A 22143-nucleotide genomic window follows, 5' to 3' on the forward strand; every position below is an offset into this window, starting at 1 on the left:
GCCGGTATCGGCAGCGCTGACATCCGTCACGCCAACACCCGGAATGCCGAAAGGCGGTGTCCGGAAGGAGAGGGTGGCGGCCGGGGAAATTCCCTGGCCGCCACCGCTTCCTTCCGGACACCGCCCGTCGCTCGGGGCGGGTCGCCCCGGAGCGCTCACCGCTCGGTCGGACTCGGTTCGGCGCTGCGTCAGTTGACGGCCACGCCGGTCCACGCCGACTCGACGCCCTTGACCTCGGCGCTGTCCGCGCCGTAGAGGTCGGTGGCGGCCTTGACGGTCGCCTCGCGGGCCGCCTTGTAGTCGGTGTTCGAGGTCATGTACTCGGTCAGGGCCTTGAACCAGATCTTCTCGGCCTTGTCGCGGCCGATGCCGGTGACCGTGGAGCCGTCCGCCGTCGGGCTGTCGTAGTGGACGCCGTTGAGGTCCTTCGCGCCGCTGCCCTCGGACAGCAGGTAGAAGAAGTGGTTGGCGACACCCGAGGAGTAGTGCGGGTCGAGGTTGCCGGTGTTGGAGTCCCAGTTGTCCTGCGACTGGCCGTCCTTGCTGGGCTTGTCCATGTAGCGCAGCGGGGTGCCGTCGCCGTTGATGTTGAGCTGCTCCCCGATGAGGTAGTTACCGGGGTGCGCCGGGTTGTTGGCGTAGAACTCGACGGAGGTGCCGAAGATGTCCGAGGTGCCCTCGTTGAGGCCGCCGGACTCGCCGCTGTAGGTGAGGTTGGCGGTGGCCGAGGTCACGCCGTGCGACATCTCGTGGCCCGCCACGTCGAGGGCGGTCAGCGGGGCGGCGTTGCCCGCGCCGTCGCCGTACGTCATGCAGAAGCAGCTGTCGTCCCAGAACGCGTTGACGTAGTTGTCGCCGTAGTGGACGCGCGAGGAGGCGCCGACGCCGTCACCCTTGATGCCGGTGCGGCCGTGCACGTTCTTGTAGTAGTCCCAGGTCTCGGCCGCGCCGTAGTGGGCGTCGACGGCCGCGGTCTGCGGGTTGTCGGGCTTGCCGTTGCCCCAGTTGTCGTCGGGGGAGGTGAAGGGCGTGCCGTTGCCGGACGAGCCGTTCGACAGGTTGGTGGTGATGTGGCCGCCGCGCCCGCCGTCGGTCAGCGTGTAGCCGCTGCCCTGCTTGGTGGTGCCCAGGTCGACGGTGCCGCTGTACTCGCTCTCGCCCTTGCCGGTGTGGATCGCGTCGAACTGGAACAGCTTCTTGCCGCTGTTGGCGTCGGTGATGACGTGCAGCTTGCTGGGCGTGCCGTCCTTCCGGACGCTGTTGACGACGGTCTCGTACGCGAGCACCGGCGTGCCGGAGGCGGCCCAGACGACCTTGCGGGCGGTCTGCGCGGCGGCCTTCTTGGCGCCGATGGTCTTCGTCGCGACGCCCTGCGCGGACTGCTGCGCGGCCTGCGGGGCGATCTTCGGGGTCGTCGACGCCACCTTGACGGACTTCTGGGTCGCCTTGGTGGTGCTCTTGATCGCGCCGCCCTTGGCGGTGTGCACGACCATGTCGCCGCCCAGGACCGGCAGTCCGGCGTAGGTGCGCTCGTAGCGGGTGTGCGTGGTGCCGTCGACGTCCTTGATCACGTCCTTGACGACCAGCTTCTCCTGGGCGCCGAGGCCGAGCTCCTGGGCGGTCTGCGCCTTGGTGGCGGTCGCGTCACGGAGCAGTTCGGCGCGGTGCGAGGCGCTGAGCTTGAGCGGCGAGCCGCCCTTCTCGGCGGGCTGCGCACCGGCGGTGCCGGTGGTGACGCCGGCGGCCAGCAGGGCCGCGGCGGCGACGACGACGGTTCCGGTCACACGGGTCTTGCGGGAAATGCGGGGGGTCACGGTTCTCCTTCAACTTTGCCAAGAGGTGGGGGGTGCAAAGCGATGCGGGTGTGACGTGCGTCGGGAAGACTGCCATTTCGAACGCGTGCATGTCAGGAGGGTGTTCGAAGGTTGGCTGAAAATCGTCCGTAGGATGGAGATCCGTGTCCGTATAACGGAGCTGGGCGCCGCCCCCGGAGATCCGGGAACGACGCCCAACTGGGGTGCTGACCAGCTCAGTTGTGAGCAGTGGCCGATATCTGCCACACGTCGGTGAAGCCTGGGTGACGCCGCACGGTCAGAAGGTCAGCTTCCAGCCGTTGATGTAGCCCGAGTCGCCCGCGTAGACGTCCTGGGCCCGCAGCTTCCAGGTCCCGCTCGCGGCCTTGGCGGACGCGTTGACGGTGTACGTCGCCTTGACGTTGGCCGCGGAGTCGAACGGGCTGGAGTTCTTCAGCAGGTAGGCGGTGCCGTCCGGGGAGACCAGGTGCACGATCAGGTCGCCGCGGTAGGGGTGGACGATGTCCACGGTCACCTTCAGCGCGCTGGGCGCGTTGCCGCTGCGGCTGACGGTGATCGGGGAGGTGACCGCCGCGCCCGCGTCCGGGATCGACACCTTCACGTTGCTCTCGAAGACGTTGCTGCCGCCGGCCGCGTTGACCGTCCAGCTGAAGTCCGCGGAGCCGGTCTTCTTCGCCGCGTCGGTGACCGTGACCTTCACGCTGCTGCTGCCGGCCGTGGTGTGCGTGCCGGAGATCAGACCGGTGTTCGCGTCGATCGAGAGCCCGGCGGGCAGCCCGGTCGCCGCGTACGACAGCGAGCCCGCGGTGCCGCTGCTCGCCTTGATCTGGAGGCTGGCCGCCTGGCCGACCGTGCTGGTCTGGCTGCCGGGGTTGGTGACGGTGACCGCGCCGCCGTCCGGGACGCGCGAGCCGACGTTGACCGCCGCCCAGGTGTTGGCGACCGTGTTGTACGTCGCGCTGCCCTGGCCGAAGAGGTCGGCGGCCGCGGACAGCGTGGCGGTGCGCGCCGCCGCGTAGTTGGTGTTGGCGCTCATGTACTGGCTGAGGGCCTTGAACCAGACCTTCTCGGCGTTGGCCCGCCCGATGCCGGGCACGGGCTGGTTGTCGTAGGTCGGGCTGTCGTAGTGGACGCCGTTGATGTCCTTCGCGCCGCTGCCCTCGGACAGCAGGTAGAAGAAGTGGTTGGCGACACCCGAGGAGTAGTGGACGTCCTTGTTGCCGACGGTGCTCGACCAGTAGTCGGCCGACAGGCCGTCCTTGGAGGGCTTGTCCATGTAGCGCAGCGGGGTGCCGTCGCCGTTGATGTCGATCTTCTCGCCGATGAGGTAGTCACCGGGGTCCGCCGGGTTGTTGGCGTAGAACTCCACGGCCGTACCGAAGATGTCGGACGTCGCCTCGTTCAGACCGCCGGACTCACCGCTGTAGTTGAGGCCCGCGGTGGCCGAGGTCACGCCGTGCGACATCTCGTGGCCCGCCACGTCCAGGGCGGTCAGCGGACGGGCGTTGCCGCTGCCGTCGCCGTACGTCATGCAGAAGCAGCTGTCGTCCCAGAACGCGTTGACGTAGCTGTTGCCGTAGTGGACGCGGGAGTACGCGCCGACGCCGTCACCCTTGATGCCGGTGCGGCCGTGCACGTTCTTGTAGTAGTCCCAGGTCTCCTGCGCGCCGTAGGCCGCGTCGACGCCGGCGGTCTGCGCGTTCTGCGGGGTGCCGTCGCCCCATTCATCGGTGGAGTTGGTGAACAGGCTGCCGGTGCCGGACGAGCCGTGGTTGAGGTTGTACGTCTTGTGGTTGCCGCGCGTGGTGTCGGTCAGCGTGAACGACGGCGCGGAGCCGGAGGTGCCGATCGTCACCTGGCCGCTGTACTCGCTGTGCCCGACGCCGTTCTCGATGCCCTGGTACTCGAAGATCTTGGCACCGGTCGTGGCGTCCGTGATGACGTGCAGCTGGTTGGGCGTGCCGTCGTCCTGGAGCCCGCCGACCACGGTCTCGTACGCGAGCACCGGCTTGCCGTCGGCGGCCCAGATCACCTTGTGCGGCGCCGTGGCGGCCTCGGTCTGCTTCGACCCCTGCGCCTGCGCCGACTTGACGGCCTTCGTCTCGGCGATGGCCGGGGCGATCTTCGCGGTGGTGCCGGTGACCTTGATCTGCGCCTGTACGGACTTGGTGATGCCCTTGACCGCGCCGGTCTTGTTCTCGTGCACGACCAGGTCGCCGCCGAGGACGGGCAGCCCGTCGTAGGTGCGCTCGTAGCGGGTGTGCGTGGTGCCGTCGACGTCCTTCGAGACGTCCTTGACGACCAGCTTTTCCTTGGCACCGAGGTTCAGCCGCTGGGCGGTCTGCGCGGTGGTGGCGCCGGCTTCCCGTATCAGCTCCGCACGCTGGGACGGGGAGAGCTTGGCGGGCAGGGCGCCGGCGGCGGGCGCGGCGTGCGCGGTGCCCGGTGGCGGGGCGGCCGCCGTGCCGGTGCCGGCCTGTACGCCGACGGCCAGCATCGCCGTGGCGGCGACCAGTGCGCTGGTCGCTACGGCGCGTCTATGGGGGGTGCGTCTCACGCTGACTCCTTCTGCGGTGGCCGGCACTGCGGCGCGCGGCCGAGGGGGACCGGGCGGCGAAGCGGCCGTCCGGGCAGAGCGAGGCAGAACACATGGAGCGTGTGGGGGGAGACGGATCCGGTGGAGCGAGTGGGGCAGGAGAATCCGGTGGAACTGGTGGAAACGGCGGAACTGACGGAACCGGTGGAGCGACTGCCGCGAGGAGTGAGGCTGTGGGGGCCGTGCGGCAGTTGCGGGGAAGAGTGCCATCCTTGACGCGTTCTTGTCAGGCACCCTTCAACTATTTGGCCGGAAACTGTCCGTTGACCGGAAGGCGTGTCCGTATGACGGACGGCGTGCGGCCGGGGGCGATGTCGTCAACGGCGCGGTGGGACGGGCCTGGTCACGGGTGCGGTGGGAGCGGCTCCCGTAACGGATGGTGCGCGAGGTGAGGGGTTACGGGAGGGGGCGGCTGTCGTCCGGGCGGTCGAGGCGTTCGCCGTGCCAGGAGCGCCACAGGGCGGCATACGCCCCGTCGGCCGCCACCAGCTCGTCATGGGTGCCGAGTTCGGTCAGCCGGCCGCCCTCCATCACGGCCACCCGGTCCGCATCGTGCGCGGTGTGCAGCCGGTGCGCGATGGCGATGACCGTACGGCCCGCCAGGACGGCGGCCAGCGCGCGCTCCGTACGCCGCGCCGTCCGCGGGTCGAGCAGCGCCGTCGCCTCGTCCAGGATCACGGTGTGCGGATCCGCCAGCACCACGCGGGCCAGCGCCAGTTGCTGGGACTGTGAGCCGTCGGGGTGGTGGCCGTCGGCGCCCAGCTCGGTGTCCAGACCGGCCGGCAGCTCCTCGGCCCAGTCGGCCCCGACGGCGGCGAGCGCGGCGCGCAGCTCCTCGTCACCGGCGCCGGGCGCGGCGATCCGCAGATTGTCCCGGACGGTGCCCAGGAACACGTGGTGCTCCTGGGTGACGAGGACGACCTGCCGGCGCAGCACATCGGGGGCCAGACCGGCGATCGGCACCCGCCCGACCGTCACCGAACCGGTGCGCGGTGCGTCGATGCCCGCGAGCAGCCTGCCGAGGGTGGACTTGCCCGCGCCGGAGGGCCCGACCAGCGCGATCCGCTCGCCGGGGCGCACGGTCAGATCGACGCCGCGCAGGACGTCGCGGGCGGCGGTCCCGGCCGTGGTGTGAGGGGTTGTGCCGCCGATGGTTGTGCCGCCGGTGGCTGCTGTGGTGCCGGTGGTCGCGGTGCCGGCCGGGGGACCGGTGGCCGTGGCGCCGGTGGTGGATTCGGCGGCCGTGGCGCCCGCCGCGTCAAGGGCGCCGGCACCGGCCCGATCGCCGCCGCCCGGGACGTCGTACGCGTAGTGCACACCGGTGACGTCGATGCGGTCGTCGACGGGGGTGGCGGAGGAGGCGCCCGCGGGGGACGCCGCGGCGGGCGCCGGGAGCGGGAGCGCGGCCCCGGGAGCCCCGCCCAGCCCCTCGACCCGGGCGAAGGCGGCACCGCTGCTCTGTATCTGCTCGACCCAGTACAGGATCGAGTCCAGCGGCGCCGACAACTGCCGCAGATACAGCGCCGCGGAGACGACCACGCCCAGGCTCGGCGCGCCCGGCCCGTGCAGGAGCCCGCCCACCAGCAGCGCGCCGACCACCGGCAGGGCGTACGAGGTCTCCACGGCGGGGAAGAGCACGCTGCGCAGGAAGAGCGTGCGCAGACGGGTGCGGCGGAACTCCTCGATCGCCGCCCGGCTCGCCGCGGTCCGGCGCTCCTGCAAGCCGAGGGCCTCGATCGTCCGCGCGCCCGCCGCGTTCGCCGCGAGCATCTCGGCGAGCGCCGAATTGGCCGCGCCCTCGGCCAGGTGCGCGGTGCGCGCACGGCGCAGATACCACCGGGTGGCGAACAGAATGCCCAGCAGCCCCAGACTGCACGCACCGAGGCGCGGATCGAGCACCACGACCGCGCCGAGCACGAACACCACCTGGACCGCGGCGATGAACACCTCGGGCGCGGCATCGCGCAACGTCTGCCCGACCTTCGTGACATCCGTCGTGCCGCGGGCGGCCAGATCGCCCGTACCGGCCCGCTCCACGGTCGCGGCGGGCAGCGCGAGCACCCGGTCGACGAACTGCTCGCGGACCCGCGCCACGGTCCGCTCGCCGAAGCGGTATCCGACATACCGGGCGTAGCGCGCGAGCAGCAGCTGCGCCAGCGCACAGACCAGGATGACCAGCGCCAGCCGGTCCACGGTGGCCACCGTGCCACCGGTCCGCACCACGTCGATGATCCGGCCGAGCAGCCAGGGCCCGACGAGTCCGGCGCCGGCGGCCAGCGCGTTGAGCAGGAGTATGAGGGCGAAGGCACGGCCGTCCAGCCGGATCAGCCGGGCCGCCGCCCGCCGGGTACCGGCCGCATCGGCCACGGGCAGCGCGCCGCCGGTCGGTGAACTCATCGGACACCGTCCCGGGGCGCCGGTGCGCGGGGGGCGGACACGGCGGAGGGGGCGAGGGCGCTGTCCGTCGTGTCCGCCGTGTCCGCCGCGTCCGCGTCGCCTCGGCCCTCGCCCTCGCACCCGCGCTCGCCTCGGCTCCCGCTCTCGCTGTCGTCCTCTCCACGGGACACCAGCCGGCGGTATCCGGGCTCCGCGGTGAGGAGTTCGCGATGGCTGCCGACGGCGGCGACCTGGCCGTCGACCAGGTAGTACACGGTGTCCGCACGGTCCAGCAGGAGCGGCGACGTGCTGGTGACGACGGTCGTACGGCCGGCCCGCGCGGTGTGCAGCCGGGCCGCGACACCCGCCTCCGTGTGCGCGTCCACCGCGGAGGTCGGTTCGACCGCGAGCAGCACCTCGGGGTCGGCCAGCAGTGCCCGTACCAGGCGGAGGCGCTGCCGCTGACCGCCGGAGAGATTGCGGCCCTGCGCCTCGACCGCCGAGTCGAGCCCGCCCGGCAGCCCGCGGACGATGTCCTGGGCCATGGCCGTGTGGAGGGCGCGATGGATTGCCTCCTCCGTCCGGTTCCGCCGTCCGGAAACCACCTCGCGCAGCGTCCCGGCGAACAGGTCCGCCTCGTTGTCCGCGACCAGGATCCGGTCGCGGAGCCGCGCCAGGGCGATCTCGTCGAGGCGTACGGCACCCCAGGTCGCCGCCGACTCCGCGAACCCGCCGAGCCGGTCGAGCACCGCCGCGGACGCCGCGGGCCGGCCGCCGGCCAGCGCGGTCAACGACCCGGGCAACACCTCGACACCGGACACCGGATCGCGCAGCACGGCAGCCATTTCGGGGCCCGCCCCGTCGCGGGTCCCGCCTCCCGGGCCGTCCACGGAATCTGACGTCGCGGAACCGGCGGCTCCGGCATCCGGCTCGCTGGAACCCGAGGTCACAGAGTCTGACGTCACGGAATCCGCGGTCATGGAATCCGCGGTCACGGAACCCGACGTCAGAGGACCCGCGGCCACGGAATTCGGAGCCCCGGAAACGTGCTCCCCGGGGCCCGGGGTCCCGGAAGCCGGTTCCGTGGCTTCCGGCTGTACGGACCCGGGCTTCGCGGAGTCTGGTCGTACGGAGCCGGGCGTCGTGGCTCCTGGCCGCGGAGAGGCCGGCGTCCCGGAACCCGCCCGTGCGGACCCCGGTTCCGTGGCTTCCAGCCGTACGGCCCCCGGCTCCGCGGAATCCGGCCGCATCGAATCCGGCCGCATCGAATCCGGCCGCACCGAATCCGGCCGTACGGCTGCCGGCCGTACCGAATCCGGCTCCAGCCCCAGGAACCGCACCACCCGCCGGGCGGCGACCAGCCCCCGGGTCAGGTCATAGCCGCCCTCGATGAGGAACGTCACCGGCGCCACCAGTTCCGCCGTGTACCCGTAGACCGCGACCAACTCGCCCACGGTGATGGTCCCCTGGGCCGCCATCCGCGCCGCGAGCCAGGTCACCACGGCGAGAAAGAGCGCCGGCAGACCGACCCCGAGCGCCTGGATCCAGCTCGCCACCGCCCCGACCCGGTAGCCCTCCGACCGGAGCGACCGCGAATCGTGCCGGTAACGTGCCGCGAACACGTCTTTGCCGCCGAGCCCGTTGAGGACGCGCAACCCGCCGACCAGGTCCGTGAGCCGGGCGGCGAGCCCGCTCTGTCGCTCCCGGTACCGCGTCTCCACACCCGCCAGCCGGCCCAGCAGCGGCCCCACCAGCACCGCGAGCAACGGCACGCCCAGCAGCACCGTCGCGGCGAGCAGCGGGGAGACGTTCAGCAGCAGGACGGCGACGACCACATACGCGAGGACCGCCCCGACGCCCGGACCGGTGATGGTCAGTGTCTGGCTGATGACCCCGACATCGCCGATGCCGATCGTGACGACCTCCCCGGCCGTCACCTTGCGCGGCAGCGCGGCGCCCAGCCGCATCGTCTGCGCCACCAGGGCCCGCACCGTACGGATGGAGGCGTCCATCCGGATTCTGGTCATCGTGCGATGCCGCATGATCCCCAGCCAGGCGTTCAGCGCACCGACGGCCAGCAGCACCGCGATCCAGCCGAGCAGCGTCGCCGTCCGGCCGGGCGTCAGCCCGTCGTCGATGGCGCGCGACAGCACGTACGGGGGCAGCATCAGCGCGACCATCCACAGACTGCCGAGCGTCGCCCCGCGCCCGACGCGCCACCACTGACTGACAATCAGCCACCACAGATACCGTCCGGCGCTGCGATGGCCGGGTATATCCGGGCCCGTCGACGCGTCTGCCATGCCTGCACCCTAAGGGGGCCGTGCGACAGACAGGGGTGCAGGGTGCCGGGCGCGGATGAGAGTGTGGACACGGGCGGGCCCGCCGCGTGTGCGAGACGCGGCGGGCCCATCCGCACGTCACAGGTCAGCGGACCGTGACGACCTTGCGCCAGGAACCAGTCGTACGGCCTGGTGATATGGCGTAGAGACGGGTCAGCGGACCGTGGCGGTCTGGACGGCCGAGGTCCGCTCCTTCACCGGGTGCTCGTCGTGCGCCCCCTGGTAGCCGTACAGCACGGCGCGGAACTGCAGAGTGCCGCGGTGCTGCGCCTTCACCGAGGTGCTGACCTTGGCGTCTTCTCCGGCGGCGATCAGCTTGCCGCACTCGATGGCGCGCCAGGCCCCCTTGCCGTCGATGCGCTCCTCGACACAGGTCAGCAGGTACGGCGCCGCGTCGTCGCTGCCGGCGGCGGCCACCTTGACCGTCTGGCCGACGGCCACGGTGCGCGGCGTCACGGTGATGTCGATGTTCCCCTTGGCGAAGGCGGGAACCGTGGCCAGGACGACCGCGGCCGCTCCGACGGCGCCGACGGTGGCCAGGCGCAGAGAGCGTCGCTTCGTGTTGAACATGCTGCTCCATCCCTTTCTTCGGGATTGTCAACTTCCATCCTGATTACCGGAGTTGCCCGGCAATCGGTGCACTGTCGACGGAGAAGACGGTACGTCCCGGGAGGGCGTTGCCTCCCCGTTCGTCACGGACTCGTAAAGGCGGCAGGACGGATGCGGGCCCGTCGGGGAACGCATCCGGCCACGGACGCCCGCCGAAGTGACGGGGTAGTGACCGGAAGTCAGGGGTCTGTCTGACCGACAACTACCGCCCCTGACCGGCGACTTCCGACCCTGAACGACAACTACCGACCCTGACGGGCAACTTCCGCCCGTCACCGGTGCTCGTGATCAGTCGGATCGGCGGGGGTTCCGCTCACCGGGCTGCGTCCCGGCGGGCGCGGCCGTGAGGTAACGGGTGAGCATGGCGACGAGTGCGTTCTCGACACGGAGCGATTCCACCCCGCGGTCCGGTCGTTCGCCCCCAACACACCGTTCGAGGCGGTGTGCGCGCGGTCGGCGCAGACGATCCAGGTGCCTGCCGATGAATCGCTGCTGGAGGCCCTGATCCACGCCGGGCACCCTGTGGCATCCGGGTGCCGCGAAGGCGTCTGCGGCAGCTGCGAACTCACCGTCGTCGCCGGCGAACCCGAACACCGGGACGACATCGGCGCCCCCCCCCAGGCCGCATGTACGCCTGTGTATCCAGGGCCCTGTCCCCTCGGCTCGTCCTGGACCTCTGACCTGAACGACACGCCGGCGGAACGGAACGGGCGAAAGCGCTGCCCAAGGTGCAGGCGCCCGCTCCGTACCGACAAGAGCTGCACCTGACAACTGCGGAACTTAACCGCTGCTAGTGATCACCAGGGTTTGCCCGGACGGTGCTCACGGGCACGCGGAATTGCTCACGAAACAGCGGATCCTGGCCCCTCGTTCTCACCTCAGCTCTCACCCCACGCTCTCGCGCCACGCCTGGTGCAGGTCGGCGAAGCGGCCGCGGGCGGTGATCAGTTCGGCCGGCGGGCCGTCCTCGACTATCCGGCCCCCGGACATGACCAGGACCCGGTCGGCGATCTCCACCGTCGACAGCCGGTGGGCGATCACCACGGCCGTACGGCCGCGCAGCACGGTGGTCATGGCGCGCTGCACCGCCCGCTCGCCTGGGATGTCCAGTGAGCTGGTCGCCTCGTCCAGTATGAGGACGGCCGGGTCGGCGAGCAGCGCCCGCGCGAAGCCGACCAACTGCCGCTGACCGGCGGATATGCGGCCACCGCGCTTGCGGACGTCGGTGTCGTAGCCGTCCGGCAGGCCGGCGATGAAGTCATGCGCGCCGATCGCCCGCGCGGCGCGCTCGATCTCCTCGCGGGTGGCGTCCGGACGGCCGATGGCGATGTTCTCGGCGACCGTGCCGGAGAACAGGAACGCCTCCTGGGTGACCATCACCACGCCGCGGCGCAGTTCGGCGGCGGACAGCTCGCGCAGATCGACGCCGTCGAGGAGGACCCGGCCCTCGGTGGGGTCGTAGAACCGGGCCAGCAGTTTGGCGATGGTGGACTTGCCCGCGCCGGTGGCGCCCACCACGGCGACGGTGGTGCCGGCCGCGAGGGTCAGATCGAAGCGCGGCAACACCTCGCCGCCGGTGCGGTAGGCGAACCGGACACCGTGGAAGGCGACCTCACGGCCGGGCCGGGCAGCGGCCACGGCCGGCAGCGCGACCGGTTCGGCGGGCTCCGGGACGGTGGGCCGCTGGGCGAGCAGCCCGGCGATCTTCTCCAGTGAAGCGGCCGCCGCCTGGTAGGAGTTGAGGAACATCCCCAGCCGGTCGATGGGGTCGTACAGGCGGCGCAGATAGAGCACCGAGGCGGCCAGCACACCGAGCGCGAGTCCGCCGGAGGCGACGCGGTACGCGCCCCACAGGACGATCGCCGCGACCGCGATATTGGCCACCAGCCGGGAGGAGACGACATACCGCGCCATCTCCAGGAGCGTGTCGCCGTTGACCCGCTCGTGGTGGCGGTTGAGCCCGGCGAACGCGGCGTCGTTCGGCCGCTCGCGGCGGAACGCCTGCACCGGGCGGATGCCGTTGAGCGTCTCGCCGAACTTCACGATGACGGCGGCGATGGCCGTCGACTTCGTGCTGTACAGCCGCTGCGACCGGCGCTGGTACGAGCGGATCAGGAAGTAGAGCGGTCCGGCGGAGACGACCGCCGCGGCGCCGAAGCCCCAGTCCAGCCAGATCAGGGTCACCGTGATGTAGACGGCCGAGAGGATGACCGTGAGCAGTTCCTGCAATCCCTCGTCGAGGAGTTCGCGCAGCGACTCGACGTCCGTGGTGGCCCGGGATATCAGCCGGCCGGACGTATAGCGCTCGTGGAAGTCCAGGCTGAGGGTCTGCGCATGGCGGAAGATCCGGCCGCGGAGATCGAGCAGGACGTCCTGGCTGACCCGGGCCGCGACCTGGATGAAGGCGAACTGCAACGCGCCGGACGCCGCGGCGCAGAGCGCGGCCACCACCGCCACGGTGATCAGCGGCCCGTAGTCGTCCGCCCGCAGCGCGGGTACCGCGCGGTCGATGGCGTACGCGACCAGCAGAGGACTGGCCTGCACCGCGGCCTGCTGGAGCAGCAGCACGGCGGCCGCCACGCCGACGCGGCGTGAGTGCGGCGCCAGCAACGCCCGCAACAGGGAGCGCGAGGCGCCCTTGGGCGTGGGCAGCAGGTCCTGCTCGAACGCGTCGGAGGTGCGGGACGCGGCAGCGGCGGCGCCGGGTGCGGCGGGCGTGCGGGACCCGTCGATGGGGGAGGGCGGGACCGCGGGCGGGGTGCGGTCCTCGTGGTCGTCGGCCGGCAGACCGGTCGCGGTCGTCGTCATCGGACGCTCTCCCCCTCGCGTCGGCTCGTCCGACAGTGGTCCGGATCGGTACGGGCGGGGCCGGTACGGTCTGTATCGGCAGGGCCCGAACCGGTGCGGCCGGGGCCGGCAGGGCCTGGATCGGTACGGCCGGTAGGGCCTGGACCGCCGCGACCGGGATCGCCGTGGTCGTGGTCGCTGTGGTCCGGATCGCCGTGGCCGGGATCGTGTGCGTCGCGCCGGGCATCGGGGCGCGGGCCGTTCCGGTCCGTGGCCGGGCGCTCCCGGTCGTCGCTCCGGTCCGGCTCGCCGGACATCAGCGTGGCGTACTCGGGGTTGTCCCGCAGCAGTTCGTGATGGGTGCCGACGGCCGTGATCCGGCCGTCGGAGAGCAGCGCCACCCGGTCGGCGAGCAGGACCGTGGACGGCCGGTGGGCGACGACCAGGGCGGTGGTGGTGGCCAGGACCTGGCGCAGGGCCGCCTCCACCAGCGCCTCGGTGTGGACGTCGAGGGCGGAGAGCGGATCGTCGAGGATCAGGAAACGCGGCCGGCCGGCCACGGCGCGGGCCAGTGCGAGCCGCTGCCGCTGCCCGCCGGACAGGCTCATGCCCTGCTCGCCGACCTGGGTGTCGGCGCCCTCGGGCAGCGCTCGGACGAACCCGTCGGCCTGGGCCACCGCCAGCGCCCGCAGCAGATCGGCCTCCTGGAGGTCGTCGCCGCCCATCAGGACGTTCTCCGCGGCGGTGGCGGAGAACAGGGTCGGCTCCTCGAAGGCGACCGCGACCAGCGTCCGCACCTCGTCCCGCGTGAGCGTCGTGAGGTCCTGGCCGTCGAGGACGATCCGGCCGGCGGTGGGGTCGTACAGCCGCGGCACCAGCGCGGTCAGCGTGGTCTTCCCGCTGCCGGTCGCCCCGACCAGCGCCATCGTCTCGCCGGGCCGGATGTGCAGATCGATGCTCCGGAGCGTCGGCGGGGCGTCCGGCGGGGTGTCGGGGTAGCGGAACTCGACGCCTTCGAAGACCATCCCGCCGCGGTACCGGTCAGGGCTGTCGCCTGTGTTGTCGCCGGGGTCGTTGCCGGAGCGAGGGGCGCTGTCCGTGCCAGGGGCGTCATCGGGGGTGTCCGCAGTGGTGCCGGCAGCGCCGCCGGTGGTGACGGGCCGTCCACCGGCACCGTCCGTACGGCCGTCCGGAGCGCCGCCGCGGGCCGGCCGCACGGCCTCGGCCGGACCCGCCGGCTCGGCCGCCCCCTCCGCCGCTGCCCCCTGCGCCGTCTCCTCGGCCGTCCGCTCGTCCAGCACCTCGAAGTACCGGTCGGCGGCCGTCGCCGCCTCGTTGCTCATGGCCAGCAGGAAGCCGATCGATTCGACCGGCCAGCGCAGTGCGAGCGCGGTCGACAGGAACGCGACCAGGGTGCCCGCGGACAGTTCGCCGTCGGCCACCTGGACCGTGCCGAGCACCAGAGCGGCGGCGATCGCGATCTCCGGCAGCAGGGTGACCACGCACCAGATCGAGGCCAGCAGCCGGGCCTTGCGCAGTTCGGTCGTCCGGACGTCGCGGGTCAGCTTCCGGAAGGCGCGGGCCTGGCTGCGGTGCCGTCCGAAGCCCTTGACGATCCGGATGCCGAGCACCGACTCCTCGACCACCGTCGTCAGATCGCCGAGCTGGTCCTGGGCCCGGCGCGTCGCGACCGCGTACTTCGCCTCGAAGACCGAGCACATCACCATCAGCGGCAGCGCCGGTACCAGCAGCACCAGTCCCAGGGACCAGTGCTGGACCAGCAGGAACGCACAACCCACCAGCACCGTCACGCCGTTGACCAGCAGGAACGTCAGCGGGAAGGTGAAGAACATGCGCAGCAGCTGGAGATCCGTGGTGGCGCGCGACAGCAGCTGTCCGGACGCCCAGCGGTCGTGGAAGGCGACCGGCAGTCGCTGGACGCGGCGGTACAGCGCCTCGCGCATCGCCGCCTCGACCCCGGCCAGTGGCCGCGCCACCAGCCAGCGGCGTATCCCGAACAGCACCGCCTCCGCGAGGCCGAGCAGCAGCAGATACCCGCCGCCCAGCCACACCCCGCCCGGATCGCGCGCCGTCACCGGCCCGTCCACCAGCCACTTGAGCACCAGCGGGATGACCAGCCCGATACAGGACGCGACGACCGCCACGAACGCGGCCGTGAAGAACCGCGTCCGCACCGGCCGGAGGAACGGCCACAGCCGCAGCAACGAGCGCACCGCGGAGTGCCGCGGCGGCAACTCGGTCGGACGGGCCGGGCCGGTCGGGCCGGTAGGGGCAGTCGGGTCGGGCAGGTCGGTCTGCGAGGTGGTCCGCGCGGTCTCTGTCATCACCCGCGAGCGTACGGCGCGCCACTGACAATGCCCACGCGATTTCGGCGCCCGCACCACCGCGCTGCGGTCCCCGCACGCTCCGGACCTGGGACGTCCCCCAGGGCGGACGGGCGCCGTAACCCCCGCCGCCCGCCCTGTCGTTGGCGCGTTCCGGGTCAGCCGGGCACGGCCCGGAACAGCTGCACCGACCGGCCGGGGACGGTGATCGCGCCCCCCGCCGCCGACCGCGGGCCCGCCGGTCCCGGCTGCTCCTCCCGCGCGGTGTCGACGACGAGTTCGTACTCCCGGGCCCAGGGCGGACCGGGGAGGGTGACGGTACGGGGCCGGGCGCCGGCGTGCAGGACGGCCAGGAAGCTGTCGTCGACGATGCGGGCGCCCCGGGCGTCGCGCTGGGGGATGTCGTTGCCGGAGAGGTACATGCCCAGCGTGGCGCCGGGGGCGTACCAGTCCTGCTCGGTCATCTCCGTGCCGGCCGCGGTGAACCACGCCAGGTCGCGCAGCCCGCCCTGCCCCTGCGGGCGGCCGGAGAAGAAGGCGCGGCGGCGGAGCACGGGGTGGGCCCGGCGCAGCGCGATCAGACGGGCGGTGAGGCCGGCCAGCGGGCGCCACCGCGGGTCGTCGAGGAGGGACCAGTCCAGCCAACTGGTGGCGTTGTCCTGGCAGTAGGCGTTGTTGTTGCCGTGCTGGGTGCGGCCCATCTCGTCGCCGGCGACGAGCATCGGGACGCCGGTGGACAGCAGGAGGGTGGTGAGGAGGTTGCGCAGCTGGCGGCGGCGCAGGGCGGTGACGGCCGGATCGTCGGTCTCGCCCTCGGCGCCGCAGTTCCAGGCCCGGTTGTCGTCGGTTCCGTCCCGGTTGCCCTCGCCGTTGTCCGCGTTCCGTTTGTGCTCGTAGGAGACCAGGTCGCGGAGGGTGAAGCCATCGTGGGCGGTGATGAAATTGACCGACGCGTACGGGCGGCGGCCGCCCCACGCGTACAGATCGCTCGATCCGGAGAGGCGGTAGCCCAGGTCGCGTACGTCGCGCTGGGCGCCGCGCCAGAAGTCGCGGACCGTGTCGCGGTAGCGGTCGTTCCACTCCGTCCACAGGGGCGGGAAGGCGCCGACCTGGTAGCCGCCGGCGCCCACGTCCCAGGGTTCGGCGATCAGTTTGACGCGGCGCAGCACCGGGTCCTGGGCGATGACGGCGAGGAACGGGGAGAGCATGTCGACGTCGTGCAGGGACCGGGCCAGCGCCGCCGCGAGGTCGAAGCGGAAGCCGTCCACGCCCATGTCGGTCACCCAGTAGCGCAGCGAATCGGTGATCAGGCGGAGGACGTTGGGCTGGACGACGTGCAGGGTGTTGCCGCAGCCGGTGTAGTCGGCGTAGCGCCGGGCGTCCTCCTGGAGGCGGTAGTGGCCGCGGTTGTCGATGCCCCGTAGGGAGAGCGTCGGGCCCCGTTCACCGGCCTCCGCGGTGTGGTTGTAGACCACGTCCAGGATGACCTCGATACCGGCGTCGTGCAGGGCCCGCACCATCCGTTTGAACTCGCCGACCTGCTGGCCGCGGGTGCCGGTGGCGGCGTACCCGGCGTGTGGCGCGAAGTAGCCGATGGAGTTGTAGCCCCAGTAGTTGCGCAGCCCCCGGCGCACCAGATGGTCCTCGTGCGCGAACTGGTGGACGGGCAGCAGCTCGACGGCGGTGATGCCGAGCCCGGTGAGATGGTCCAGCGCGGCGGGGTGGGCCAGCCCCGCGTAGGTGCCGCGCAGCCGCTCCGGGATGCCGGGGTGGCGCATCGTGAAGCCGCGCACATGGAGTTCGTAGAGGACGGAATCCGGCCACGGGGTCTTGGGCCGGTGGTCGTCCCGCCACTCGTCGTCGGCGCCGTCGGCTCCGTCCTCGCCGGGGGCGCCGCCGACCACGACGCCCTTGGGGACGTACGGTGCCGAGTCGCGGTCGTCGCGCACCGTGTCGGCGACCTGCTGCTGCGGCCAGTCGCGGACGTGCCCGTACAGCTCTGCCGGGAGCGCGGGCCGGCCGCCCGTCCGCTCCGGGCGCGCGCCGAAGTCGCCGTCCACGGCCCGTGCGTACGGGTCCAGAAGCAGCTTCGCCGGATTCCAGCGGGCGCCGGTCCACGGGTCCCAGCGGCCGTGCACCCGGTAGCCGTAGCGCTGCCCGGGGCGCACGCCGGGCAGGAAGCCGTGCCAGATCTCGTGCGTCAGCTCGGTCAGCGGATGGCGCGTCTCGTGCGCCGCGTCGTCGAAGAGACAGAGCTCCACGGCCTCGGCGCCGCCCGCCCACAGGGCGAAGTTGGTGCCCGCGACACCGTCCGGGCCGGTGCGGAAACGGGCCCCGAGGGGCGTCGGGCTGCCGGGGCGGACGGTGGCGGGCGGCCCGGTCGACGGGTCCGGCGGGCCGCTGTGCCCCGGTCCGCCGCGCCGCCGGTGGCCGTCCGGCCCGCGCTGCCCGTCCCGCCGGTCCGGTCCGTCCTGTACTGCCTCCTGCTCGGGTGCGCTCGACACGTGCCAGCCTCCCGCGGCTCATGGCTCGGTCGGGCGGCGGCGCGCGCCCGGCGTCCCGGCCCGGCCCGCGCCGCCGCCCTCCCCGTTGTTCTGCCCGCAACCGGCCGTCGCCGCACGCTTCACCGGGGCGGGGCGTCCGCTGCTCCATCCGGGACCCGCTAAAACGTGACATACCATCAAGTGAACGGATGATCCGTCACAATTCGGTCATGACCGGCCATGAGCAGGACCGACCGCAGGACCACCCCGGCGACCGCCCCTGGGGCCATCCCCGTGAGGGCCTCGGCGGCGGCCCGGACGACCGCCCCGGTTCCCGGCCGGCGGCCCGGCCCCCGCGCACGGTGCCGCGCCGCGCCCGTACGGCCGTCGTGCTCGTCATCGCGCTCGTGGGGATGGTGGCGGGCGGCTGCGGGATCGCGGAGGTGGTCGCCGGGGTCCTGGGCTCCCAGGAGGAGATCATCGTCGCCCCGGACGACGGCGCGCAGGGTGTGCGGCGCAGGGAGCGGTTCGAGGTCCGGGTGGCGGACGGGCGGCTGGAGCGGGTCGAGGCCAGGCGGACCGGGGGCGACGGCCAGGAACCCGTCGCGGGCCGGATCTCGCCGGACGGGCGGAGCTGGCGGCCGGCGCCCGGCCCGCTCGACATCGGCGCGCGGTACACCGTCGACGCGGTGGCGGTGAACGGCGAGGGCCGCCGCGTGGCCCGTCACACCACCTTCAGCACCACCATGCCCCCGCACCGCTTCATCGGCTTCTTCAAGCCCGAGAACAACGCCACGGTCGGCACCGGCATGATCGTCTCGCTGGAGTTCAACCGGCGCATCGCCGACCGCGCGGCCGTGGAGCGGGCCATCACGGTCACCGCGGATCCCCGCGTCGAGATCGCCGCCCACTGGTTCGGCGCCCGGCGGCTGGACTTCCGGCCGCGCGAGCCCTGGCGGCCGGGCACCCAGGTCACGGTGGACCTGCGGCTGCGGAACCTCAAGGCCGGGCCGGGCGCCTACGGGACGCAGCGCAAGACGGTCCACTTCCGGATCGGCCGGGACCAGACCAGCGTCGTCGATGTCGCGGCGCACACCCTGACGGTGCGGCGCTCCGGCCGGGTGACGGAGCGGCTGCCGGTCACCGCGGGGGACACCGACAACCCCACCTACAACGGGAAGATGGTGATCCTGGAGCGCCACAAGGTGACGCGGATGGACGGGAAGACCGTGGGCTTCGGCGGTGAGTACGACATCAAGGACGTACCGCACGCGATGCGGCTCAGCTCGTCCGGCACCTTCCTGCACGGCAACTACTGGACGGAGCCGGACGTCTTCGGGGACGACAACACCAGCCACGGCTGTATCGGCCTGCCCGACACCAAGGGCGGCGGCCGGGACACCCCGGCCGGCCGGTTCTTCGGCCAGTCGCTGATCGGCGACATCGTGGAAGTACGCAACTCCGGGGAACGCACGGTCGCGCCGGACAACGGTCTCGGCGGCTGGAACATGCCGTGGCAGCAGTGGCGGGCCGGCACCGCCCTGGGCTGATCCCGGCGCGCCGGGCCCGATGCGCCGGACCGGGCGCGGGAACCGGTCGGTTCCGGTCGGCCCGCGGGCGATTCCGGCTGCCGACCGCACACGCGGGAGTCACTTCACGCGCCGGGGACTGAACGCCGCCCCCGGCGGGGAGTTGAGTGTCAGTGCGGTGTGGTTATCTAACGGCAAGCGCGCGGCCGCAGGTGTCCGCGCGCGGGGGAGTGCGGGCCGTGCGAGGGGAAAAGGGGCCAGGTGTGAACGTGCAGCCGATACCGGGGGAGCAGGCTCGCCGGCGGCGCAGACCGTGGCGGGGCGGGGGTCCGTTGGCGTTGGCGCTGGGCTCCGTGCTGCTGCTGGTGAGCGCGTGCGGCGGCGGTGACGGCGCCGCCGGGAAGCAGCCGGCCGGCAAGGCCGGGGACCGCGCCGCCTCGCAGGCCGCCGTGGTGATAGAGCCCAAGAACGGCGCGGACGGCGTCGCCACCAGCGGCGCGCTCAAGGTGACCGCCCGGCAGGGCCGGCTCACGTCCGTCAAGGTCAAGGACGCCAAGGGCACCGAGATCGAGGGGAAGACGGCCGGCGGCGGCACCCTGTGGCAGCCGAACGGCCACCTCGGCGCCTCGACCACCTACACCGTCGACGCCATAGCGGTGGACGGCCAGGGCCGCGAGGCCGCCGAGCACACCCGCTTCACCACCCTCGTCCCCAAGAACACCTTCATCGGCCAGTACACCCCCGAGAACGGCCAGCGGGTCGGCGTCGGGATGCCGGTCTCGATCCGCTTCACCCGCGGCATCACGGACCCCAAGGCGGTCGAGGACGCCGTCAAGGTCACGGCCGAGCCGCCGGTACCGGTCGAAGGCCACTGGTTCGGCAACGACCGGCTGGACTTCCGCCCCGAGAAGTACTGGGCGGCCGGCACCAAGGTCACGCTCAAGCTCGGCCTCAACGGTGTCGAGGGCCGCCCCGGTGTCTACGGCACCCAGACCAAGGAGGTCTCGTTCACCATCGGCCGCAGCCAGGTGAGCACCGTGGACGCCGCGTCGAAGATGATGACCGTGGTCCGCGACGGCAGGACGGTCAAGACCATCCCGGTCAGCGCGGGCGCGCCGGGCACCGAGACCTACAACGGCCAGATGGTGATCAGCGAGAAGCACGCGGTGACGCGGATGAACGGCGAGACCGTCGGCTTCGGCGGCGAGTACGACATCAAGGACGTACCGCACGCGATGCGGCTCAGCTCGTCCGGCACCTTCATCCACGGCAACTACTGGTCGGGCAAGCAGACGTTCGGCGAGCGGAACGCCAGCCACGGCTGTGTGGGCCTGTTCGACCAGCGCGGCGGCGGCGACAGTGCCACCCCGGCCGCCTGGTTCTACGACAACTCCCTGCTCGGCGACGTCGTCATCGTCAAGAACTCGCACGACAGGACGATCCGGCCGGACAACGGTTTCAGCGGCTGGAACCTCCCCTGGGCACAGTGGAAGGCGGGCCGCTAGGGGAAGGCGGCGGGGAGCGGCGCACTCCGGCCGGAGTGCGCCGCTCCCCGCCGCGTTAACGGGTACTAACCTTCCCTGTATGACTGTGAATTTCGAGGTCGCCGAGGGCGTCGGCACCATCCGCCTGGACCGCCCGCCGATGAACGCACTGGACACCGCCACCCAGGACCGGCTGCGCGAGCTGGCCGCGGAGGCCACCCGCCGCGACGATGTGCGCGCCGTCGTGATCTGGGGCGGCGAGAAGGTGTTCGCGGCCGGCGCGGACATCAAGGAAATGCAGGCCATGGACCATCCGGCCATGGTCCTGCGCTCCTCGGCATTGCAGGAGTCCTTCACCGCCGTCGCCCGGATCCCCAAGCCGGTGGTCGCCGCGATCAACGGCTACGCGCTGGGGGGCGGCTGCGAGTTGGCGCTCTGCGCCGACTTCCGGATCGCCGCCGACACCGCCAAAATCGGCCAACCTGAGATTCTGCTCGGTCTGATCCCGGGTGCCGGCGGCACCCAGCGGCTGGCCCGGCTGGTGGGTCCCGCCAAGGCCAAGGACCTGATCTTCACCGGCCGTCAGGTGAAGGCCGAGGAGGCGCTCGCCCTCGGTCTGGTCGACCGGGTGGTGCCGGCCGCCGAGGTCTACGCGCAGGCGCACGCCTGGGCGGCGCGGCTGGCGGCCGGTCCGGCGCTGGCGCTGCGGGCCGCCAAGGAATGCGTCGACGCGGGCCTGGAGACGGACCTCGACACCGGTCTGACCATCGAACGCACCTGGTTCGCGGGGCTGTTCGCGACCGAGGACCGGGAGACGGGTATGCGCAGCTTCGTCGAGGAAGGGCCCGGTAAGGCCAAGTTCCGCTGAGAAAGCCGGGGTTGACGGTGCGGACGCGGTTTTGGCCGGGATGCGATGCCTCGTGTGGGGGAATTGCGGAAAGCTTAATGGGGCCTTAAGGGAACCTTGTCCGCGCTCGCTGACGATCATTCGAACACGCGAGGTTGTCGCAGGTCAGCGGTCCGCACCGGAAGCCTGAAGCGCCGCTGGCATATGTCCCGAGCGGGTGCGGGTGCCCCTGCTCCGGGGCCGGGCATTCCGTCGGTTCCGCTCCCGTGGGGGCAGGTAGCAGCCATGATGGGGGGCATGGCGGGCCTCGAAGGAATGGAGCGGCCGCGGCCGCGGTGCGGCACGGCCGCTGCACACCGGGAACTCCCCGGAGCGGACAGGGATACGACGCCGACTCGGGGCGGCCCGGTGTCCGCGGCGCTCGATCTGGTCGGCGATCCGACCCTCGACGAGGTCCGGCTGCCCTCACGTCCGGAGTCGGCCGGTACCGCCCGCCGGCTGACCGCCTCCGTCCTCCTGGAACAGTGGTCCCTCTCGCCCCAGCTGGCCGAGCACGCCGTGCTGCTGGTCTCGGAGCTGGTGGGCAACGCCGTGCGGCACACCGGCGCCCGCACCTTCGGGCTGCGGATGCTCCGCCGCCGTGGCTGGATCCGTATCGAGGTGCGCGATCCGTCCCGCGGGCTGCCGTGCCTGATGCCGGTCCACGAGATGGACACGAGCGGGCGCGGCCTCTTCCTCGTCGACAAGCTCTCCGACCGCTGGGGCGTGGATCTGCTGCCGCGCGGCAAGACGACCTGGTTCGAGATGCGGGTCACGGACCGGTAGCGCCCCTCGCCCGTCCGGCGCGGTCCCGGAAACGGGTCCGGGGCCCTCCCGCGGGGTGGCGCGGACGGGGCCCCGGTGCCGACCTCCGGCGGGCGGAAGGGGTGTG

The 22143-nt window shown here is 72.3% G+C and carries 12 protein-coding genes and 1 pseudogene; 5 read left to right on the forward strand and 8 right to left on the reverse strand.

Going from position 1 to position 22143, the window contains the following annotated elements:
• Positions 1 to 188: 188 nt before the first annotated feature.
• The 5 genes from ACLJWH_RS22530 to ACLJWH_RS22550 all read right to left on the reverse strand — a co-directional run bounded on the left by ACLJWH_RS22530 (position 189) and on the right by ACLJWH_RS22550 (position 9698).
• Complete coding sequence (locus tag ACLJWH_RS22530; protein ID WP_411143549.1) at positions 189 to 1814, reverse strand: M4 family metallopeptidase; 1626 nt, start codon at positions 1812 to 1814, stop codon at positions 189 to 191.
• A gap of 277 nt (positions 1815 to 2091) precedes the next feature.
• Positions 2092 to 4311 (reverse strand): M4 family metallopeptidase, encoded by a 2220-nt coding sequence (locus tag ACLJWH_RS22535; RefSeq protein ID WP_411143550.1) that lies wholly within the window; start codon positions 4309 to 4311, stop codon positions 2092 to 2094.
• A gap of 495 nt (positions 4312 to 4806) precedes the next feature.
• Positions 4807 to 6807 (reverse strand): ABC transporter ATP-binding protein, encoded by a 2001-nt coding sequence (locus tag ACLJWH_RS22540; protein WP_411143551.1) that lies wholly within the window; start codon positions 6805 to 6807, stop codon positions 4807 to 4809.
• Positions 6804 to 9089 carry an ABC transporter transmembrane domain-containing protein gene (locus ACLJWH_RS22545; RefSeq protein ID WP_411143552.1) on the reverse strand — a complete coding sequence of 762 codons (2286 nt, stop codon included), beginning with the start codon at positions 9087 to 9089 and terminating at the stop codon, positions 6804 to 6806. The genes ACLJWH_RS22540 and ACLJWH_RS22545 overlap by 4 nt, the downstream gene beginning before the upstream one ends.
• A gap of 192 nt (positions 9090 to 9281) precedes the next feature.
• Positions 9282 to 9698: a hypothetical protein gene (locus ACLJWH_RS22550; protein ID WP_411143553.1), complete on the reverse strand. Its 417-nt coding sequence runs from the start codon at positions 9696 to 9698 to the stop codon at positions 9282 to 9284.
• A gap of 417 nt (positions 9699 to 10115) precedes the next feature.
• Between ACLJWH_RS22550 and ACLJWH_RS22555 the strand changes: the two are divergent.
• A pseudogene (locus ACLJWH_RS22555) lies at positions 10116 to 10417 on the forward strand (2Fe-2S iron-sulfur cluster-binding protein); the annotation flags it as partial.
• Between the two features lie 205 nt (positions 10418 to 10622).
• Here the strand turns inward: ACLJWH_RS22555 and ACLJWH_RS22560 are convergent.
• The 3 genes from ACLJWH_RS22560 to glgX form a co-directional block, all read right to left on the reverse strand.
• On the reverse strand, positions 10623 to 12545 hold the full coding sequence (locus tag ACLJWH_RS22560; protein ID WP_411143554.1) for an ABC transporter ATP-binding protein: 1923 nt from the start codon (positions 12543 to 12545) through the stop codon (positions 10623 to 10625).
• Complete coding sequence (locus ACLJWH_RS22565) at positions 12542 to 14869, reverse strand: ABC transporter ATP-binding protein (protein WP_411143555.1); 2328 nt, start codon at positions 14867 to 14869, stop codon at positions 12542 to 12544. Before ACLJWH_RS22565 ends, ACLJWH_RS22560 begins: the two co-directional genes overlap by 4 nt.
• Before the next feature lie 158 nt (positions 14870 to 15027).
• The gene (gene glgX, locus ACLJWH_RS22570; protein WP_411143556.1) at positions 15028 to 17373 is read right to left on the reverse strand and encodes a glycogen debranching protein GlgX; all 2346 of its coding nucleotides are present in this window, start codon (positions 17371 to 17373) and stop codon (positions 15028 to 15030) included.
• A gap of 209 nt (positions 17374 to 17582) precedes the next feature.
• Between glgX and ACLJWH_RS22575 the strand changes: the two genes are divergently transcribed.
• The 4 genes from ACLJWH_RS22575 to ACLJWH_RS22590 all read left to right on the forward strand — a co-directional run bounded on the left by ACLJWH_RS22575 (position 17583) and on the right by ACLJWH_RS22590 (position 22037).
• The gene (locus tag ACLJWH_RS22575) at positions 17583 to 18902 is read left to right on the forward strand and encodes an Ig-like domain-containing protein (protein ID WP_411143557.1); all 1320 of its coding nucleotides are present in this window, start codon (positions 17583 to 17585) and stop codon (positions 18900 to 18902) included.
• Positions 18903 to 19144: 242 nt separating this feature from the next.
• Positions 19145 to 20386, forward strand: a complete 1242-nt coding sequence (locus tag ACLJWH_RS22580) for a L,D-transpeptidase (RefSeq protein WP_411143558.1) — start codon at positions 19145 to 19147, stop codon at positions 20384 to 20386.
• Positions 20387 to 20465: 79 nt separating this feature from the next.
• Entirely contained in the window at positions 20466 to 21233 is a 768-nt protein-coding gene (locus tag ACLJWH_RS22585; RefSeq protein WP_411143559.1) for an enoyl-CoA hydratase/isomerase family protein, read from the forward strand.
• Between the two features lie 276 nt (positions 21234 to 21509).
• Positions 21510 to 22037, forward strand: a complete 528-nt coding sequence (locus tag ACLJWH_RS22590) for an ATP-binding protein (protein ID WP_387809767.1) — start codon at positions 21510 to 21512, stop codon at positions 22035 to 22037.
• Positions 22038 to 22143: the final 106 nt, after the last annotated feature.

It is taken from the genome of Streptomyces sp. x-80 (genome assembly GCF_046549095.1).
In the GTDB taxonomy this organism is placed as follows: Bacteria; Actinomycetota; Actinomycetes; order Streptomycetales; family Streptomycetaceae; genus Streptomyces; species Streptomyces celluloflavus.

What these genes read in the sequence shown, in the direction of transcription:
- ACLJWH_RS22535 (WP_411143550.1), bottom strand. Translation starts at nt 4,311, where the DNA reads ATGCTGGCCGTCGGCGTACAGGCCGGCACCGGCACGGCGGCCGCCCCG.
- ACLJWH_RS22540 (WP_411143551.1), bottom strand. Translation starts at nt 6,807, where the DNA reads ATGAGTTCACCGACCGGCGGCGCGCTGCCCGTGGCCGATGCGGCCGGT.
- ACLJWH_RS22545 (WP_411143552.1), bottom strand. Translation starts at nt 9,089, where the DNA reads ATGGCAGACGCGTCGACGGGCCCGGATATACCCGGCCATCGCAGCGCC.
- ACLJWH_RS22550 (WP_411143553.1), bottom strand. Translation starts at nt 9,698, where the DNA reads ATGTTCAACACGAAGCGACGCTCTCTGCGCCTGGCCACCGTCGGCGCC.
- ACLJWH_RS22560 (WP_411143554.1), bottom strand. Translation starts at nt 12,545, where the DNA reads ATGACGACGACCGCGACCGGTCTGCCGGCCGACGACCACGAGGACCGC.
- ACLJWH_RS22565 (WP_411143555.1), bottom strand. Translation starts at nt 14,869, where the DNA reads ATGACAGAGACCGCGCGGACCACCTCGCAGACCGACCTGCCCGACCCG.
- ACLJWH_RS22575 (WP_411143557.1), top strand. Translation starts at nt 17,583, where the DNA reads ATGACCGGCCATGAGCAGGACCGACCGCAGGACCACCCCGGCGACCGC.
- ACLJWH_RS22585 (WP_411143559.1), top strand. Translation starts at nt 20,466, where the DNA reads ATGACTGTGAATTTCGAGGTCGCCGAGGGCGTCGGCACCATCCGCCTG.
- ACLJWH_RS22590 (WP_387809767.1), top strand. Translation starts at nt 21,510, where the DNA reads ATGGCGGGCCTCGAAGGAATGGAGCGGCCGCGGCCGCGGTGCGGCACG.